Source organism: Prosthecobacter sp. (assembly GCF_044226605.1).
Classification (GTDB): domain Bacteria; phylum Verrucomicrobiota; class Verrucomicrobiia; order Verrucomicrobiales; family Verrucomicrobiaceae; genus Prosthecobacter.
Genome location: NZ_JBGAGS010000011.1, coordinates 13,464 through 26,631 on the forward strand (window position 1 = coordinate 13,464; position 13,168 = coordinate 26,631).

The 13,168-nt window shown below is 60.8% G+C and carries 13 protein-coding genes; 5 read left to right on the forward strand and 8 right to left on the reverse strand.

Features of this window, described 5'->3' with window-relative positions:
- The first annotated feature begins 55 nt into the window (after nucleotides 1-55).
- The 4 genes from ACILSO_RS16350 (at nucleotide 56) to ACILSO_RS16365 (ending at nucleotide 2,789) form a co-directional block, all read left to right on the forward strand.
- On the forward strand, nucleotides 56-778 hold the full coding sequence (locus tag ACILSO_RS16350) for an alpha/beta hydrolase family protein (protein ID WP_395738504.1): 723 nt from the start codon (nucleotides 56-58) through the stop codon (nucleotides 776-778).
- Nucleotides 775-1,323 (forward strand): DUF3833 family protein, encoded by a 549-nt coding sequence (locus ACILSO_RS16355; RefSeq protein WP_395738505.1) that lies wholly within the window; start codon nucleotides 775-777, stop codon nucleotides 1,321-1,323. Before ACILSO_RS16350 ends, ACILSO_RS16355 begins: the two co-directional genes overlap by 4 nt.
- 82 nt (nucleotides 1,324-1,405) lie before the next feature.
- Nucleotides 1,406-1,675, forward strand: a complete 270-nt coding sequence (locus ACILSO_RS16360; RefSeq protein ID WP_395738506.1) for a MoaD/ThiS family protein — start codon at nucleotides 1,406-1,408, stop codon at nucleotides 1,673-1,675.
- A gap of 7 nt (nucleotides 1,676-1,682) precedes the next feature.
- Complete coding sequence (locus ACILSO_RS16365) at nucleotides 1,683-2,789, forward strand: WD40/YVTN/BNR-like repeat-containing protein (RefSeq protein WP_395738507.1); 1,107 nt, start codon at nucleotides 1,683-1,685, stop codon at nucleotides 2,787-2,789.
- A 25-nt stretch (nucleotides 2,790-2,814) separates the two neighbouring features.
- Here ACILSO_RS16365 and ACILSO_RS16370 read toward each other — a convergent pair whose 3' ends face one another.
- The 7 genes from ACILSO_RS16370 to ACILSO_RS16400 form a co-directional block, all read right to left on the reverse strand.
- On the reverse strand, nucleotides 2,815-3,087 hold the full coding sequence (locus ACILSO_RS16370) for a hypothetical protein (protein ID WP_395738508.1): 273 nt from the start codon (nucleotides 3,085-3,087) through the stop codon (nucleotides 2,815-2,817).
- A gap of 416 nt (nucleotides 3,088-3,503) precedes the next feature.
- On the reverse strand, nucleotides 3,504-4,547 hold the full coding sequence (locus ACILSO_RS16375; RefSeq protein WP_395738509.1) for a hypothetical protein: 1,044 nt from the start codon (nucleotides 4,545-4,547) through the stop codon (nucleotides 3,504-3,506).
- Between the two features lie 26 nt (nucleotides 4,548-4,573).
- Nucleotides 4,574-7,345 carry a formate dehydrogenase subunit alpha gene (fdhF, locus tag ACILSO_RS16380; protein WP_395738510.1) on the reverse strand — a complete coding sequence of 924 codons (2,772 nt, stop codon included), beginning with the start codon at nucleotides 7,343-7,345 and terminating at the stop codon, nucleotides 4,574-4,576.
- A 23-nt stretch (nucleotides 7,346-7,368) separates the two neighbouring features.
- Nucleotides 7,369-9,033, reverse strand: a complete 1,665-nt coding sequence (locus ACILSO_RS16385) for an NADH-ubiquinone oxidoreductase-F iron-sulfur binding region domain-containing protein (RefSeq protein WP_395738511.1) — start codon at nucleotides 9,031-9,033, stop codon at nucleotides 7,369-7,371.
- Nucleotides 9,034-9,153: 120 nt separating this feature from the next.
- Nucleotides 9,154-9,423: a GlsB/YeaQ/YmgE family stress response membrane protein gene (locus ACILSO_RS16390; RefSeq protein WP_395738512.1), complete on the reverse strand. Its 270-nt coding sequence runs from the start codon at nucleotides 9,421-9,423 to the stop codon at nucleotides 9,154-9,156.
- 47 nt (nucleotides 9,424-9,470) lie between these two features.
- On the reverse strand, nucleotides 9,471-9,914 hold the full coding sequence (locus ACILSO_RS16395; RefSeq protein WP_395738513.1) for a rhodanese-like domain-containing protein: 444 nt from the start codon (nucleotides 9,912-9,914) through the stop codon (nucleotides 9,471-9,473).
- A 12-nt stretch (nucleotides 9,915-9,926) separates the two neighbouring features.
- Nucleotides 9,927-10,685 (reverse strand): DUF1573 domain-containing protein, encoded by a 759-nt coding sequence (locus ACILSO_RS16400; protein ID WP_395738514.1) that lies wholly within the window; start codon nucleotides 10,683-10,685, stop codon nucleotides 9,927-9,929.
- Nucleotides 10,686-10,763: 78 nt separating this feature from the next.
- Here ACILSO_RS16400 and ACILSO_RS16405 point away from each other — a divergent pair, with 78 nt between their 5' ends.
- Nucleotides 10,764-11,579, forward strand: a complete 816-nt coding sequence (locus ACILSO_RS16405; protein WP_395738515.1) for a sugar phosphate isomerase/epimerase family protein — start codon at nucleotides 10,764-10,766, stop codon at nucleotides 11,577-11,579.
- On the opposite strand, the gene ACILSO_RS16410 is transcribed toward ACILSO_RS16405, so the two are convergent.
- Nucleotides 11,580-13,133 (reverse strand): hypothetical protein, encoded by a 1,554-nt coding sequence (locus ACILSO_RS16410; protein ID WP_395738516.1) that lies wholly within the window; start codon nucleotides 13,131-13,133, stop codon nucleotides 11,580-11,582. It lies immediately after the preceding gene.
- Between the last annotated feature and the right edge of the window lie 35 nt (nucleotides 13,134-13,168).

Consider the following 13,168-nt stretch of genomic DNA (forward strand, 5'->3'; position numbering starts at 1 on the left):
CAGCCACTCGCGTCCCCATGGCCGAATGGTGGATGTGACAAAACTCTTTTGCCTCATGCTTGTGCTGTACGTGCTGTTCATGGCCGCGTCGTGTTCGCACACCGGAAAGACTGCGGGTGTCCATGAGGCCAGAACCTCCTACCTCAGCGGCGGAAAAAAGATCGTGGTGGAGACTTATCTGCCCACATCCCCCGGACCACATCCGGCGGTGGCGGTGCTGTATGGTTCGGGAGGACTTGTGAATGGCAAAGGAGACATGGTGGCCTTCGCACAGCAGCTCGCACAGCGCGGCATGGCGGCGTACCTCATCCACTACTTCGACCGCACCGGCACGCTGATCGCCGGAGACAAATCCATCGCCGCAGACTCGAAGGTGTGGCAGGCCACCGTGAAAGACGGCATCGATTTCATCGCGCAGCAGCCGGAGGTGAATCCGCGAGCGATCGGCCTGTATGGCTACTCCTTGGGCGCGTTTCTCAACGTCGGCGCGGCCACCACGGATGCACGCATCGTCGCGGCAGCCGAGCTTTCCGGTGGGCTGTTTGACTGGCTGAAAGGCCACACACAGCGCTTCCCGCCCATGCTCATCCTGCATGGCAGCAATGACCAGCGCGTGCCCATCAAGTTTGCCGAGGAGCTGCAGCGTGAGGCCCGGCGCTTGCATGCGCGGCCTGCGGTGCATATTTATCCTGGAGAAGGTCACTCCCTTTCCAAACCCGCCGCGGCGGACGCCACCGCGCGTGCCCTCAATTTTCTGCAGCTCCACCTGCACCCATGAGCTTCACGTTTCATCCTCTGGACCGCCTAGCCCTCGGCCTCTGCCTCTCCTTGTGCATCATGATGGCGTCCTGCTCCGGCCCGCATGCGCGCGACTTCGCAGGCAAGAAACCCGCTCTGGATCCCAAGGACTACTTCACCGGCCACCTCCGCTCCCAAGGCACCGTCAAGGGGCCCGGCGGCAAGGTGCAGGACCACTTCTCCACCCAGCTGCACGGCGTGCCAAATCGTGATGGCTTGCTGCTCATTCAGGACTTCACCTTTGACAGCGGCCGCAAAGTTCATCGCGTGTGGGACATCCACGCCGTGGATGCTCATCACTTCGAGGGGCATGCCAGCGATGGCGTGGGCATCGCTCACGGCGAAGCCTGGGGCAATGCCTTTGAATGGATCTACACCCTCGCCCTGCCGGTGAAGGGCCATCCCGTGAAAGTGCACTTCCACCAGATCATGCAGTTGCAGCCCGATGGTCAGCTGCAAAACCGCGCGCAGTTCCGCAAGTTTGGCCTGCGGCTGGGCAGCGTGTCCGAGACCTTCCGAAAGTGACGCCACGTGCCTGATGTCCGCTTGCTGAAATGAAAAGCTGCGGCACGAGTGACCGCTGCCGTCCGCTTACTCTCCCGCGCCCATGCCCACGGTTCACTTCACCGCCAATCTCGCGAGCCAGACCGCAGCACCCGTCTGCCAGGTGGAAGCCGCCACGGTTCGCGAGGCCCTGCAGGCCGTGTTTGCACAGCACCCCGCGCTGCGCAGCTACGTGCTGGATGATCAGGGCGCGGTGCGGCAGCACGTCATCGTCTTTGTGGATGGCACCGCCATTGCCGACCGTCGGCAGCAGGCCGATGTGCTGAAGCCGGATTCGGAAGTTTTCGTCATGCAGTCACTTTCAGGAGGATGAACAAACCATGAGCCAGAAACTGTACCTCGGCACCCGCAAAGGACTCATCGAAGCAGAGCGCGGCAAAGAAGGCTGGCGCATCACCCGCTGCTCATTCCTCGGCGTGCAGGTGCCCATGCTGCTGCCTCACGCTGCTGAGGGCGTGGTATACGCCGCTGTGGAGCACGGACACTTTGGCACCAAATTTCACGCCTCCAAAGATGACGGCGCCACGTGGGAGGAGCGCGCCTGTCCGGCCTACCCAGCCAAGCCGGAGCACGCGCCGGAGGTCATCAATCCCGCGAGCCAGCAGGCCATTCCCTGGGACCTGAAAAAAGTCTGGGCTCTCGAGGCCGGAGCAGCATCGGAAGAGCTGTGGTGCGGCACCCTTCCCGGCGGACTGTTTCACTCGCTCGATGGCGGCGCCACATGGCAGCTTGTCGAAAGTCTGTGGAATGATCCGGGCCGCGCCAAGTGGATGGGCGGCGGTGCCGAGTGGCCCGGCATCCACACCATCCTCGTCGATCCGCGTAACCGCCACCGCCTGCTCATCGCCATCTCCTGCGGCGGCGTGTGGGAGTCTTTGGACAATGGTGCGAGCTGGAAAAACATCGGCTCGGGCGTTCGCGCCGAATTCATGCCGCCAGAGCTGGCCTTTGATCCCGGCATTCAGGATCCGCACCGCATCGCCTGGAGCGCGGCGGATCCGGACACAATCTGGATGCAGCACCACAACGGCATCTTTCACTCCACCGACGGCGGTCAAAACTGGCGCGAGATTCTGAATGCCAATCCGTCCAATTTCGGTTTCGCGGTGGTCATGCATCCGCGCGACCCGCAGACCGCCTGGTTCGTGCCCGGCATCAAAGACGAGCTTCGCGTGGCCTGCGACGGCGCCCTCTGCGTGATGCGCACCTGCGATGGCGGCCAGACCTTTGAGCCTTTGCGCCACGGCCTGCCGCAGGAGCACGCCTATCATCTCGTCTATCGCCACTGCCTCGATGTCTCCGGCGATGGCGGCACCCTCGCCTTCGGCAGCACCACCGGCTCCCTCTGGATCAGCGAAGACGGCGGCGACTCCTGGGACCGCCTCAGCGCCGATCTGCCCCCGATCTACTGCGTGCGGTTTGGGTGATGCTGGGGCAGGGCATGCCCACGCATCAACTGGCTTTGACGCGACGCAAGAGTTCCGCGCTGAACTTGGCCAGAAGTTCCGGGTTGTTGAGAAAGCGGGAGGGTGAGCGGCTGGCAACGACAAGGCCTGCCAATTCTGGCTCGGTCAATTCTTCAATCGATCTCCCATAGAGGCGCGTGCAGAGATGACGAATGCCCGTCTTCCCGGCTCCGTCGTTCAGGCAGGCACAGAGCAGGACATCCCGCTCCGCCGTGGAAAAATGCAGGCGCAGCGACCAGCTCCAAAAAAGGGTTCGCATGTGCCGCCGCGACGAAGAGATCCCTTCAAGATTGTCCTGGGCGAGAAGGCATACCACAATGAAGTGATCCGCGGAGCCTTCTGCATGCAGGCATTGAACGAGGAAGGGCGGCAGCACAGGTGTCGATGCTCTCTGCGCCTCGAGCCTCTGCCTGATGTGAGGGATTCGCGGCTGAAAGGAGGACAGTTCAGAATGCAGGAACAAGATGCCCACGCCAGCCGCCATGAACCCGATGACAAGCAATGGGATCAGCACGAGAAGCCGCAGGATGCGACTTGCGCTGATGGCCGTTTTTTCGGCTGTCTCTGTGCGAGGACTTTTCATGTTCAGGTCCCGCGTAGTCTGGCCCAAACGCGGAGACTTCCAAGACCTGTTGTGTGAAATGGCGGTGAAGCGGCAACGCGTTTCCGTCAGTTTCACTCTTTACCCTCGGGCGCTTTGCTGGTGATCCACTCAATGCTCTCCAGCGCCTGAATCGCGGCGAGGAAGTCCGCGTCCTTCGCATCATCGGCGGAGATAGTCACGGTGCCCAGCACATCCGGCTGAGGTGCCACCAAGCCGGAGCAGGTCACCTTCGCATTCCCGGGTTCGACCGGCTTCTCCGCCAGCGCGGCATCGGTAAACACGGCCTGGCAACCCACGCCCTGCTTGAGCTTGATCTCCTGCATCTTCGCCGCTCCTTCCACCGAATGCGCGGCGGCGGCTTGCTGCACATTTTGCGCGGTCACCTCGATGTCCTTCTGCGTTTTGTAGCGCATGGAGCTGTTGAAAAACGTCATCTTCCAGGTCTTGTTGGGGTCCGTCGGAGAGAAGAGAGCAAGCGAGTGCTGCTCCGCAGTGCCAATGCCCATGGTCACACAATGGTTCCCCAGCTGCCATGCCGCAGGCACCACAAAACGCAGACGCCCCATGGCCCCCATCTCAAACTCCTGCGGCTCGCTTTTGGGCCGGGCAAAGGTGCAATAGATGAGAGACTCGCCCAGCTTCTTCAACATGCGCGTGTCATCGTCCGTCGGCGTGATGACCGAGGCATGTATGTCCACCCATTTGCCCAGCAGCTCGAAGTAGCAGTCGATATTCGCCAGCGTCTGTTTCTCCCCTTGGCTCTCGTCCACGGTCACATACTCCACGCATTCACACATCGGCGTGCTCCACTGCTTCACGCTGTCCTTTTGCACCATCGGATTCTGCACAGCCTTCTGCCAGAAATGATCGCGGCAGGCCTTGCTGTCGTCACCGCCCCCAGGCTGCGGCTCCACAATGGCGGACACATTAAAGCGCCCCGCATTGCCACGATAGATCAGTCCGTCGGCATCGAAATGCTGACTCTCCACGGCAAGCACCGGCCCCTCAAACTTGATCCGCCATCCCTGACCGACCACAGGAATGACCAGGGTCTCGGCATGCAGCACTGCGCTGGCGATCACACTGACCAGCAGCGCCGCGATGACATGCCTCATGCCTCTGAAGATCGTCGCCTGAATGCTCACACCATCGCAGGCGCGAAGCCGTCCTTCTGTTTCTTCTTCAGCTTGCCCATGCGCACCATCTCTACATCGGCGGCCACGACTTTGTACTCGGGGCACAGCGTGTCGCCATCGCAGCCCTGGCCGGTGACGTTGTTCACCATGGCTTCGGGGAAATGGAACGTCGTGTAGAGAATGCCGGGCTTCACCTCATCGGTGACACGCGCCTCCAGCTCCACCTCGCCACGCGCGCTGGAAAGCCGCGTGATGTCTCCGGTGCGGATGCCTTTGCGTTTGGCATCCTCCGGATTGATGGAGAGGAAGTCCTGGCCGACGATGTCGCTGTTGCCCGTGCGGCGCGTCATGGTGCCGCAGTTGTAGTGCTCCAGAATGCGCCCGGTGGTGAGAATGAAAGGGAACTCCGCACCGTTGGTCTTCAGCTCGGTGGATTCCTTCCACGAGAAGAAATGGAAGTGTCCTTTGCCACGGGTGAACTGCTCCTGATGCATGATCTGGGTGTCCACGCCGCCTTCTTTGACGGGCCATTGCAAGCCGTTCACACTCAGGTTCTCCCAGGTGATACCTTTGAAGAACGGCACGATTTGAGCGATCTCCGCCAGCACACCATCCGGCGTGTAGTCCGCCTGAGCCACGCCGAAGCGCTGCAAGACTTCGCACATGATCTGTCCGTCCGGCTTGGTGCCTGCGAGCGGCTTCACGGCGGCGTTCACCCGCTGCACACGGCGCTCGGCATTGGTAAAGGTGCCGCTCTTTTCCAGGAAGGACGAGGCAGGCAGAATGACGTCAGCATACTTGGCCGTCTCCGTCATGAAAATCTCCTGCACCACGAGGAACTCCAGGCTCTCCATGGCATGGCGCACGTGGTGAGCATCCGGGTCCGTCTGCACCACATCCTCGCCCATGAGCCACAGCGCCTTCAGCTTGCCCTCGATGGCAGCGTCAAACATCTGCGGGATCTTCCAGCCCGGCTCCGTCGGCGAAGGCACGCCGTAGAAGGCTTCATAGCGCTTCTGCACCTCCACATCGGCCATCTCATAATAACCCGCGCCCTGATGCGGCTGGCAGCCCATGTCCGCAGCGCCCTGCACATTGTTCTGGCCGCGCAGAGGATTCACGCCCACGCCTGGACGGCCGATGTTGCCCGTCATCATCGCGAGGTTCGAGATGAGCATCACCGTCTTGGCACCCTGCTCATGCTCCGTCACACCGAGGCCATGGAAGCTCATGGCAGCCTCCGCGGAAGCGTATTCGATGGCGGCAGCACGCACGAGATCAAGGCTCACACCGGTGATCTTTTCCAGCTCTGCCAGATCAAGCGCACGCAGGCCGGCCTCAAACTCTTCCCAGTTTTCGCAGCGCTTCTTCACGAACTCCGTCTTCACCAGACCGGCATCGAGAATGCAGCGCGCAAACATGTTGAGTAGCGCCACATTGGTGCCCGGGCGAAGCTGCAGGTGGTGCTTCGCATACGGCACGAGTTCGATCTTGCGCGGATCGATCACGATCAGCGGCGTGCCTTTCATGATGTGCTGCTTCAGGCGCGCACCCGTCACCGGATGGCCTTCGGTCGGATTCGCACCGATGACCATGATGCAGCGCGTGTGCTCGATGTCCTCATACGAATTCGTCGCCGCACCCGTGCCAAAGCTCTTCTGCATGCCCCACGCGGTGGGCGAGTGGCACACGCGCGCGCAGCAGTCGATGTTGTTCGTGCCCATCACATTGCGGATGAACTTCTGCATGAGGTAGTTCTCCTCATTGGTGCAGCGCGCGGAGGAGATGCCCGCCACCGACTGCCCGCCGTTCTCGGCCTTGATGCGCGTCAGATTGGCAAAGATGTGATCATACGCCTCCTCCCACGTGGACTCCTTGAACTGCCCGTCCGGCTGCTTGATCAGCGGCTTGCGCAGGCGGTCTTTGTGATTGTAGAACTTGAAGGCAAAGCGTCCCTTCAGGCAGGTATGCGCATGGTTCACCTCCGCATCGACGGGGGCTTGAACGCTGAGCACCTGATCGCCCTTCGTCGCCACATTCAGATTGCAGCCCACGCCGCAGTAGGTGCAGATGGTGCGCGTCTTCTTCGTCGCCTCGATGGACTTGGAGAAAAACACATCGCTGATCGCCGATGTCGGACAGGCCTGCGAGCACGCGCCGCACGACACGCACTCGGAGTCCGCAAACGACTCATCAAGCCCCTTGATGATCTTCGCATTGAAGCCACGGCCATGCATGGACAGCACATGCTGCCCCTGGATTTCATCGCAGGCACGCACGCAGCGGGAGCAGTTGATGCACTTCGCCAGCTCGGAGGTCATGTAGGCGTGCGAGTGGTCCTTCTTGCGGTCCAGATGGTTCGCACCCGCCGGATAGCGCACCTTGCGAATGCCCACCTTCGCCGCCACGGTCTGAAGTTCGCAGTTTCCGCTGACCTCGCAGGTCAGGCAGTCCAGAGGGTGGTCCGTCAGAACCAGTTCCACGATGTTCTTGCGCAGCCTGCGCACCTTCTGCGATTCCGTAAAGACGTGCATCCCCGCCGTCAGCGGCGTATGGCAGGAGGCCACGACACGACGTGGCCCATCCGCCTGCAAAGCCACCTCCACCGAGCACACACGGCAGGCCCCATAAGGCTCCAGCTGCGGCGCATCACAAAGCGTCGGCACATGCCCCCGCCCGCGATGCCGGTCGATGAAATTGAGAAGCGTATCGCCTTCATTGAACTGGCAGGCTTCGCCGTCGATGAAAGCAGTGAGAGTGGAGAGATCCTTGACCATAATGTGAGTGGTTTGGATGAATGCTAGTCGTTAAAATAAGAGCGAAGTTCGCCATCAAAATGCTGCAGCGCATTCTTGATCGGCAACGGCACACCGCCGCCGAGGGCGCAGAGGCTGGTCTGCTCCATGGTATCGAGCAAATCGGTGATCAGTTCGCGGTCGATCTTGAAGTTCGAGTCGGCGCGGGCTTTGGCCACGAGTTCCTTGCCACGGGTGCTGCCGAGGCGGCAGGGAAAGCATTTGCCGCAGCTTTCGTCCGCAGTGAACTGGAACATGTGCTGGATGTACTCGATCATCGGCATGCTCTCCGGGATGCTGACGACGCCGGCGTGGCCGAGGAGGAAGCCGGCTTTCTTGAAGCTCTCAAAATCCACCGTGAGCTCGCCGATGTGGGACATGGGTACGATGCCGCCCAGCGGGCCACCGATCTGCACGGCCTTGATTTTGGATTTAAAGCCGCCAGCGAGATCGAAGACCGTCTGCAGCGGGGTTCCCATGGCGACTTCGTAGATGCCCGGACGCACAAAATGGGAGTCGAGCGAGAGGAGCTTCGGCCCGGTCGACTGCGGGGTGCCGATCTGTGCATACGCCTTGCCGCCCATGGTCAAAATGGCGCGCAGGTTGGCAAAGGTTTCCACGTTGTTGACGATGGTTGGCTTGCGGAAAAGACCTTCGATGGTGGGAAACGGTGGCCGCGTCCGCACCTCGGGGCGCTGGCCTTCGATGCTGGCGAGCAGCGCGGTCTCCTCTCCGCAGATGTAAGCGCCCGCGCCCTTGATGGTCTTGAGCATGAAGTTGAAGCCCGTGCCGAGGATGTTCTTCCCTAGCAGACCCGCGGCGCGCAGGTCTTCGATGGCTTCGTTCACAATGGTCACTGAATCTGGGTACTCGGCGCGGATGTAGAGGATGCCGTTCTCCGCGCCAGCATACCAGCCCGCCACCATCATGCCCAGCAGCACGCTGTGCGGCTGCTTTTCCATGAGGTATTTGTCGATGTAGGCGCCCGGATCTCCTTCGTCCGCATTGCAGACGATGTATTTCACCGCGCCCTCTGCGGCACGGCAACTGGCCCACTTGAAGTGCATGGGGAAACCCGCACCGCCTCGGCCGCGCAGGCCGCTGTCCTTGAGCTCGGTGTTCAGCGCATCGCGATTCCCCTCGGTGATCAGCTTCTTGAAGGGCGCGTAGTAGTCCTCGATGCCTTTGAATTCCGCCGTGAGAATGGCGGGCTGCAGGTGCGAGACCACTGCGTAGCGATCCTCCGCATCCCCCTTCCCCGTCTTCACCAGTTCAGCCACGGCATCATCGCTCTGGCCGGAGTAATTCTTCCCCTGATACTGAAAAGCCCCGCCCTCATGGCAGCGGCCCAGGCAGCAGATGTGGCCGATCTCCTCGGGCTTGAAATGCGTTTCCAGGCTGTGGTGCAGCTTGTCCTGCGTGCCGGCGCAGAGGCAGGCGCTGCCGTTGCAGAGGAAGATCTTCTTCCCCTCGTTTTCCTTTTTCAGGAAATCGTAGAAGGACACCGCGCCCAGCGTGATCGCATCGCCAAAGAGATGATCCTGGCCCATCTGGTGCACCACTTCGTTCTTTTCAGCCGTGCCCGCCTTTTCGGCGGCATCGACCATGCGTTCAAAGACGTTTTTTTCGACACCTTTGCGAAAAGAGAGGGCACTGAGATTTTTGGACATGCGTTGGTTGGGAAAGATTAACGGTCAAATCCTGCGAATGCATTCTCAAAAATTGAGATTCCACTGCTCTGGCCATGGTCTTTCCCACCCATCTCCCCTGCCGGTCACGCCAGCGCAGGCTCAGCGTTTTTTGCCAAACAGCAGGCGCCAGGCAAACATGAAGACCAAAGCCCCCGCCACGGCGGTGCCGATGCCCTTGATGCTGAAGCTGCCGGTCATGTCGTGAAATCCTAGCTTGTGGCCCAGGTAACCGCCTATGATGCTGCCGATGATCCCCAGCAGCACGGTGGTGATGGGATTGATGCCCTGCCTCCCCGGCATGATGATTTTGGCCAAAACGCCTGCCACCAATCCGAGTGCCGACCAGATGAGAAGTGCTTCCAGTGTCATAAGTGCGGCCATGCTAGCGGCTCGCCCCGCCCGGCTCAATTCCATTCCTATCCCTTCTTTGCAACCTGCTGCCACGCATTCCAGCCGCCCTTCAGCACATAGGCATTCTCGATGGAAATCATCTGTTTCAGATGTTCCAGGACCTTGCGGCTGGCATCGCACTTGGCCGCGTTGCAATACACGACGATCGGCTTCTTGTTCGTCTGCAGCGTGTCCAGCAAGCCGAAGAGCTGCTCTTCGAAATGCTGCTCATTCAGCAGCACCGCGCCCGGCACATGCCCTGCGTCATACTGCTCCTGGACGCGGGCATCGATCCACAGCACCTGTCCATTCCAGCGCTCCTGGATGACCTTCATGGAAACCTCGTCATTCCTCAGCGGCTCCTCGATCACATACAGCGCCGGCGCCCGCGGGTGCCAGGCATGCGTGGCCCAGGCGGCAGCAGCGGCCAGCAGCAGCAAAATCGTGGCCTGAATGAATGCGCGAACCATGGAGCAGCCAGATCAGGGCTTGGGTTCAGCCGCAACGGGGGCCGGAGCCGGAATGGGAGCCGGAGCAGAGGCCGCCGCAGCAGCAGCGGTGGTTGCCGGGGCAGGCTGCGACTCCGGCTTCTGCGTGATGGTGAAAAAGGCCAGCTGGTTGCGATACTTGGGAATGCTGCTGGTGGTCTCGATCTTCAGCGCCCCCATGGTGACCTCCTGGGTGCTGTCCGGCTTCACCGTGATGAGGTACTGCCGCCCTTCTTTGATCTCCTTCACTTCAAACTTCACATTCTGACGCGTGGGAGTGATCTTGATGATTTTCATCGGCTCAGCGCCGACGAACTCCACCAGGCAGGCCTTCTGCGCCGGAGCGTCGCCGACCCACCACTGGAGGTTTTTCGGCTTGATGTCCACGACGGCTGGCACATCGAGGACGAAATTGACCTGCCAGTCGGGATTTTTGGGGTCGTCCGTGTTCACCGTCACGAATTTCTCGTGCCGCCCCACAAAGGTGGAAACCTTGAAGGACGCATGCCCCGTGCCCACCTCGCCGGGCTGATATTCCGCCTTGTCCAGCGTGGCGCTCAGACAGCTGCAGGCGCTTTCCAGCCCCAGGACCTTCACCACCTTGTCCCCTTTGTTGCGGAACTTGAAGGTGGTCTCCACCTCCTCGTCCTCCGGCTTCGGCTTCAGCTCGATCGCAGGCACATCGAGCGCCAGTTCCGCATGCACGGAGGCGGCAAACGCGAGCAGTAGAAGGGAGAGGCGGCTGGCTTTCATGCGGAAATATAGCACATTCCTCCCCCCCGAATGCAAGGGCTGTTGACGTCCGGGGGCATCCGCGCACTCTGGCAGCCTATGCGCTTCGCCATCTGCAACGAAACCTACCAGAACTGGACCTTTGAAAAAATGTGCGAAGATGCCGCCGCCGCCGGCTATCACGCCATCGAGCTCGCCCCCTTTACCCTGAAGGACGACCCCCGTGAACTCACCGTCGAGGAGGCCCTAACCTTCTGTGCCAAGGCCAAATCCTTCGGCCTGGAAATCCTGGGCCTGCACTGGCTGCTGACCAAGCCCACATGGTTTCACATCACCACGCCGGACGCCCTCCAGCGCAAGGAAACTGTCAAATTTGGCCGCCATCTCGCCCAGTTCTGCGGTGCCACCGGCGGCCGCATCATGGTCTGGGGCAGCCCGAAAGCGCGCAACCTCCTGCCGGAATGGAACTATGAAGATGCCTTCAAGCGCGCTGCCGAATGCGTGTACGGCGTGGCCGAAGAATGTGGCAAATACGGCGTCGTCATCGCCATGGAGCCCCTGGGTCGCAAAGAGACCAATTTCCTCAACACCGCCGAGGAAACCATCCGCCTCTGCAAAATGGTGGACCACCCCTCCTGCAAACTGCACCTCGATGTGAAGGCCATGAGCGACGAGTCCAAATCCATCCCCGACATCATTCGCGACAGCAAGGACTGGACCGTGCACTTCCACACCAACGACGCCAACCTCCGCGGCCCCGGCCAGGGCGAGATCAAGTACGAACCCATCATCGCCGCCCTGCGGGAGACAAACTACGACGGCTACCTCTCCGTCGAAGTCTTCGACTACACTCCGGATGCCCCCACGATCGCCCGCCAGAGCATCGGGTATCTGAAGCAGGTCATGGGAGTTTGATCACGCTTCAGCAGCGTCTGGCTTCTCCTGCGGAGCCTGCTCGGAAAAGCACAGTTCCCAGAGATACTGCAGGTGATCCTGCAGCTTGGCTTGTGTGTCGTAGGAGTCATCCCCGTGAGTCCAGCGATCATACATCTGCGGCGTCACCAGTCCGGGTTCATCTAGTGCAGCCCTCAGCAGCACCTTAAAAACACGCGCTTCCGCCTCCTCTGGCCAGGATCTCCGACACCACGCGCCAAGGTACTCTTCATCGTAAAAGTTGGGATTGAGATAGTTGGAGATCATCTCTTCCAGCATGCTTTTGTCCCGAAGGTGATGTCGGTGATGCCGCCCGGTGCCATCTCCCCACTCGGCGGAAGATTCATCCCGCCCTCTCACCTCAGCACTTAGCCTATCGAGTCGCTCCACGGCCCGCTCATGCTCCGCAATGGGTTCGAAGAGGATGTCCAGCCCCTCGCCCCGCATCAGCAGGCTCTCCAAGCTGTCCGCAACGAACGCCGGACACGGATCCCTGTGGTAGGCTCCATACCTGGCCAGGCGATAGAGCCCTGGCGGGGTCATGCCTTCGGAGTACGCCAGCAGGTGATAGGACCGGTTGTCTCCCAGCACCATGAAAGGTGGAAAAATCTCTGTATCCTCCATCTTGGTCACGCACTGCCAGCAACGGCTGGGCTGCTCGAGCTTCAGCCAGCGCTCCTTTCCCGTATGACCTTCCGCCCGCAGATCCACGGACAACAGCAGTTCGCCGCACTCATCCATCAGGTCCAAATACTCTTCCGATGCCGCCACAGTCAGGGAGTCAAGCAGGCGCAGCACCTCCTGCGGTGGCGGTGGCCGGACGGTTTCCTTCAAACGCAGGCATGGATGCAGACGCGGCAGCAGCGGCTTTCCGCGCCCGACCTGTTCGTTCACCTGACTGAAATGCGATGCCCACAGCCGGTCCGCCAGTGTTTCCGGCCAGTCAGGTGTGCGAAGGACTGGATCGTTTGATGTCCGGGAAGCCTCCGCCAGCTGCTCATGCAAGGCGGCAAACCGCCACCTGATGCTGCCCGCTTTCCCGACATGCCTGGCAAGCGCCCGCGCATAACTCTCCTGCACCGCCACCTCCCACGCTCTGGCTTTCGCATCTTCCCGGCGTGATGCGGAAAAAAACACCCGGTCGAGATTTTGTCCATGCTGCATCAGCGCGGTCATCGAAGGCGCGATGAATACAGCATTCGCCAGTCCATCGGCCGTCAGTTCATCCTCCGTCACACAATAAATGCCACGTGGACATGCTGACCCGCCAGCCAGCAGGAGAAGACCGCCGCGCCCGTTGTGGCCGATGATCAAGGTCTGCGGCAACCAGGTGAAGAGGCCGTGTGCCTGGGTGATTTTTTCCACATCACCGGTATTGTAGAGATGCAGGCACAGCTCTTCTTCCACGCGCCAGCCCCGAAGATCCACGTCATACCGGTCACTGCAGCCATTGGACTTCAGCAGGGCCATGTAATCATTCGGAAGCCACATGCCCGCCAGTTTCTCCAGTGCTTCCAGATCACGGTCAGAGCTCATCCAGCATCGGGTCCCCTTGCAGATCTGCGAATGCA

Excerpts from the sequence above, each read along its gene's own strand:
- ACILSO_RS16350 (WP_395738504.1), top strand. The coding sequence starts at position 56 with ATGCTTGTGCTGTACGTGCTGTTCATGGCCGCGTCGTGTTCGCACACC.
- ACILSO_RS16355 (WP_395738505.1), top strand. The coding sequence starts at position 775 with ATGAGCTTCACGTTTCATCCTCTGGACCGCCTAGCCCTCGGCCTCTGC.
- ACILSO_RS16360 (WP_395738506.1), top strand. The coding sequence starts at position 1,406 with ATGCCCACGGTTCACTTCACCGCCAATCTCGCGAGCCAGACCGCAGCA.
- ACILSO_RS16365 (WP_395738507.1), top strand. The coding sequence starts at position 1,683 with ATGAGCCAGAAACTGTACCTCGGCACCCGCAAAGGACTCATCGAAGCA.
- ACILSO_RS16370 (WP_395738508.1), bottom strand. The coding sequence starts at position 3,087 with ATGCGAACCCTTTTTTGGAGCTGGTCGCTGCGCCTGCATTTTTCCACG.
- ACILSO_RS16375 (WP_395738509.1), bottom strand. The coding sequence starts at position 4,547 with ATGAGGCATGTCATCGCGGCGCTGCTGGTCAGTGTGATCGCCAGCGCA.
- fdhF (WP_395738510.1), bottom strand. The coding sequence starts at position 7,345 with ATGGTCAAGGATCTCTCCACTCTCACTGCTTTCATCGACGGCGAAGCC.
- ACILSO_RS16385 (WP_395738511.1), bottom strand. The coding sequence starts at position 9,033 with ATGTCCAAAAATCTCAGTGCCCTCTCTTTTCGCAAAGGTGTCGAAAAA.
- ACILSO_RS16390 (WP_395738512.1), bottom strand. The coding sequence starts at position 9,423 with ATGACACTGGAAGCACTTCTCATCTGGTCGGCACTCGGATTGGTGGCA.
- ACILSO_RS16395 (WP_395738513.1), bottom strand. The coding sequence starts at position 9,914 with ATGGTTCGCGCATTCATTCAGGCCACGATTTTGCTGCTGCTGGCCGCT.
- ACILSO_RS16400 (WP_395738514.1), bottom strand. The coding sequence starts at position 10,685 with ATGAAAGCCAGCCGCCTCTCCCTTCTACTGCTCGCGTTTGCCGCCTCC.
- ACILSO_RS16405 (WP_395738515.1), top strand. The coding sequence starts at position 10,764 with ATGCGCTTCGCCATCTGCAACGAAACCTACCAGAACTGGACCTTTGAA.
- ACILSO_RS16410 (WP_395738516.1), bottom strand. The coding sequence starts at position 13,133 with ATGAGCTCTGACCGTGATCTGGAAGCACTGGAGAAACTGGCGGGCATG.